The 2,910-nt window shown below is 59.5% G+C and carries 2 protein-coding genes and 1 tRNA gene; 1 reads left to right on the top strand and 2 read right to left on the bottom strand.

The features are described 5' to 3' along the window. Positions 1-3: 3 nt before the first annotated feature. Together NW853_RS10670 and NW853_RS10665 are read right to left on the bottom strand one after the other, a co-directional pair. Positions 4-74, bottom strand: a tRNA-Gly gene (locus NW853_RS10670). Between the two features lie 95 nt (positions 75-169). After that, the gene (locus NW853_RS10665; protein ID WP_414348996.1) at positions 170-628 is read right to left on the bottom strand and encodes a 2TM domain-containing protein; all 459 of its coding nucleotides are present in this window, start codon (positions 626-628) and stop codon (positions 170-172) included. A gap of 154 nt (positions 629-782) precedes the next feature. On the opposite strand from NW853_RS10665, the gene NW853_RS10660 reads away from it, so the two are divergent. Beyond that, on the top strand, positions 783-2,738 hold the full coding sequence (locus tag NW853_RS10660; protein WP_414348995.1) for a DICT sensory domain-containing protein: 1,956 nt from the start codon (positions 783-785) through the stop codon (positions 2,736-2,738). Positions 2,739-2,910 lie beyond the last annotated feature (172 nt).

The raw sequence follows: 2,910 nt of genomic DNA, 5'->3' as shown, positions 1-2,910 counted from the left end.
GGAAGCGGGCGGACGGAATCGAACCGACAACAGCAGTTTGGAAGACTGCGGTTTTACCATTAAACTACGCCCGCACAGGCATCTGCCTCTGCCAAGTACCTATACTAGCATTTGCCGCTAGCCTCTTTCTAAGACCACCTCTGCTCAAAGCAGAGAGACGAGATGTTTCTCATCGACGCTGGAGCTGCTTCTTACGTTTCTTCTGCCACTGGCGGAACTCTTTCTCGTAGCGTTCCCCCTCCGTCTGGTAGGCGTTCCAGCCCTTAAGAGAAACTGTCAAGCCCCAGCCCATGAGTATAAACAGCGACCAAGATAGCCCCCCGCCGGAAAGCCAGTCCAAGCCCAGCAAAAAGCTGTTGACAATTCCATAGCGACCCAGCAATTGGTAGAACTGCTGACGGCGGTAGCGCTGGAACTCGCGATGCTGGTTGTTCAGCTCTTGCCAAGCCTTCCATTCCTGCTCGGCCAAGTCCAGCTCTTGGGGTGAGATCCCCAGTTCGGCGGCCATCTCCTGCAACTGGGCGCGGGTAAACTCGCCCAGGCGCGGCTGGCGGGCAATGGCCCGCTGGAGGATCTGCTGCACGTCTTCTTGGCTGTACCGGGATCCCGACATTGAGTCTACACGCAACTTTACAATTCTTAGTCCAAGTTAGCCAGATCTTGCAGCTCGTTAAGTTCGCCTTGCTGCAGAAGCCAACCGCTAGACTAAACCTAGGCCAGCCCGCCAGGCGCTTTCTCCACGGCTAAGTTACTCCTTGCCAACCGAACTTGCCAATAGGGCTATGACTTCTACCCGCCCTAGATCCCGTCAGAGTCGGACTTCCCTATTGAGCGATCTGCTACAGGCCGTACCCCATCTGCGCCCGCAGCTTTATTTCAAGTCTTCTCTGGTTGCCCTCAGCCGTGCCATCGAGGATCAGGTGTTGCAAGGTCAGGGATCCCCGTGGGTGTTCGCCAATTTTCAAAAGGAGCGCTACTACCGCCAGGAGGCGCGGCGCTACCGTCGCATCAGCGCGGTTGCCCAAGATGTGTTTGTGCTGGCTACCCCCGATGGGGCTCAGGCTGACCTGCCCCCTAACTTTATCCCCCTGGATCCGGAGGATCCACTGGCTCAGGAGTGGCATTTGATCGTCATCGACGCCCACTATGCCACCTGCTTAGTGTGTCGGGAGCGGCCCTGGCAGGGCAGCGATATGGACGCAGCCCGACAGTTCGATGGCGTCTGGTCGTTTGATCGCCTGGTCGCGGTTCAAGCGGCTTTGGCACTGCTGCCCAAGATCCTCGGTTACCGTCCAGATCTGGCCCCTCGCTTGGAGCCGGTTCGCCAGTACCTGGAGGGATCCCTGCAAAACTCTGCCAGTCAACTGAATCCAGGGCCCTTCACCGAGCGGCTGATCACCTATCTTCAGGCAGGCCAATACAAGCTGCAGCGGGCCTATCGCACCATTCAGGCTCAAGAGCGCAAGGAACACTTGATCAACCGCATCAGCAGCGCCATTCGCCAGTCTTTGCATCCCGGCGATATCCTGACCATTGCGGTGCAGGAACTGGGGCAAGCGGCAGGAGTGGGGCGCTGTTTGATCTACCGCTACGATGGCCAGGTTCCTGCTGTCCAGATCGAGCACGAGTATCACACCCTGAGAATGGGCAGCCTCAAGGGATCCCTTTGGCCCGTGCAAAGCAACCCTTTTCTGCAGGAGGCAATGGCCTCAGCACACCTGGTGTGTTGCGAGGACAGCCAGAAGGATCCGCGTCTGCATTGCCTGCCGGAGCTGTGGCAGCCGGCCCAAATTCGCGCTTGGGTGGCTCTGCCGATTCTCTATCAGGGGCGGTTGCTGGGCCTCTTGGAGCTGCACCACGAACACCCTCGCCGCTGGCAGCCGGCCACTCTGGAGTTGGCAGAAGCCATTGCCAATCAAGTGGGGGTGGCCCTCTTACAGGCAGAAGCCTACCAGCACCTGGAAGAGCTGAATCGCCAATTGCAGGATCTGGATCGGGCCAAGTCGGAGCTGATCGCTGTGATCGGGCACGAGCTGCGCACCCCTTTGTCCACCATTCAAGTGTGTCTGGAGTCGTTGGCCGGCGATCCTCATATGCCCTTGGAGATGCGCCAGGAGATGTTGAATGCGGCTCTGCAAGATGCCGGTCGGCTGCGGGAGTTGGTGCAGGATTTTCTCACCCTCTCCAAGCTGGAAAGCGGTCGCGTTCGCTGGCATATCGAGCCGTTGTCTGCCCAAGAATGCGTGGAGCTGGCCCTGAGCAACGTCAAAGCGCGACGGCGGCACGAGGAGTTACCCACCATCGAGCAGGCGCTGCCCAGACGGCTGCCGATGGTCAAGGCGGATGGGGAATGGCTGGTGGAGGTCTTGCGCAAGCTGTTGGACAATGCCTGCAAGTTTACTCCTCCCAGCGGGCGGATCTGGATCCGGGCAGAGGTGGAGCCATCAGCCGGCGAACCTGGAGAAGCGATGGTGAGATTTACTGTGGCCGACAGTGGACGCGGCATTGAACCGGAGCGCTTACAGGTCATTTTCGAGCGGTTTTACCAGGCAGAGGGGTCCCTGCGCCGTTCCGTGGGGGGGACGGGCTTGGGGCTGGCCATCTGCCGGCTGATCATCGAGGCGATGGGGGGGCGCATCTGGGCCGAATCGGGAGGGATCAACCAGGGCAGTGCCTTCCACTTCACCCTGCCGATAGCCAACCCACAAACCCAGAGGCAGCCCTCGATGGCCGCCTGAACCCTAAGAAGTGAAGGTCTGCTGCGCTAACCTGGGATCCCAGCCGGCAAATGCAAATTGCCAATATCCAACAAATCAGGCTGCCGCAAAGCTCTGGCCTAGATCCGTAGCTCCCCTCTCCCTTTGGGAGAGGGGCTGGGGGTGAGGGGTTGCTCCCTTTGGGAGAGGGGCT

Origin of the sequence: Synechococcus sp. H55.11 (genome assembly GCF_047462475.1) — a bacterium.
GTDB lineage: Bacteria > Cyanobacteriota > Cyanobacteriia > Thermostichales > Thermostichaceae > Thermostichus.
This window is presented reverse-complemented; position numbering and strand designations above follow the sequence as displayed.

What these genes read in the sequence shown, in the direction of transcription:
- NW853_RS10660 (WP_414348995.1), top strand. Translation starts at nt 783, where the DNA reads ATGACTTCTACCCGCCCTAGATCCCGTCAGAGTCGGACTTCCCTATTG.